The sequence below is a fragment of the Faecalibacterium sp. DFI.5.82 genome, assembly GCF_029076575.1.
GTDB lineage: Bacteria > Bacillota > Clostridia > Oscillospirales > Ruminococcaceae > Faecalibacterium > Faecalibacterium duncaniae.
The window spans coordinates 1-297 of the sequence record NZ_JARFIS010000844.1 but is presented as its reverse complement, the minus strand read 5'-3'; the positions used below and the strand labels follow the sequence as shown (position 1 = coordinate 297).

Below are 297 nucleotides of genomic sequence, written 5' to 3'. Positions count from 1 at the left end.
ATCAGCTGACCCGCAAGGTGCATGAAACCGGGCGTATCTACGATGCCGATCTGTAGGATATATCCCAGCGGCAAGAACAGTTATGGGACGGCGTTAAGGAGATACTGACCCGGCTCTCCAAACTTTCGTAACAGGAACAGTTACCCCATCTGCGGAGGGAGGAACGGCGTTCTTTTCGCCGCGCCTTCCTCCGCATTTTCTTTTTGCCCGTATCCTTGCCTTTTGGCTGTACCGGCAGGATAATATGGATAGAAAACAGATTGCTGCAAAGGAGTTGAGAATAGATGAAAACCTTTG

Annotated in this window: 1 pseudogene; it reads left to right on the top strand. The window is 50.2% G+C overall.

The window, feature by feature from the left end:
• Positions 1 to 131, top strand: a pseudogene (locus P0G09_RS19170) (plasmid mobilization relaxosome protein MobC); the annotation flags it as partial.
• Positions 132 to 297 lie beyond the last annotated feature (166 nt).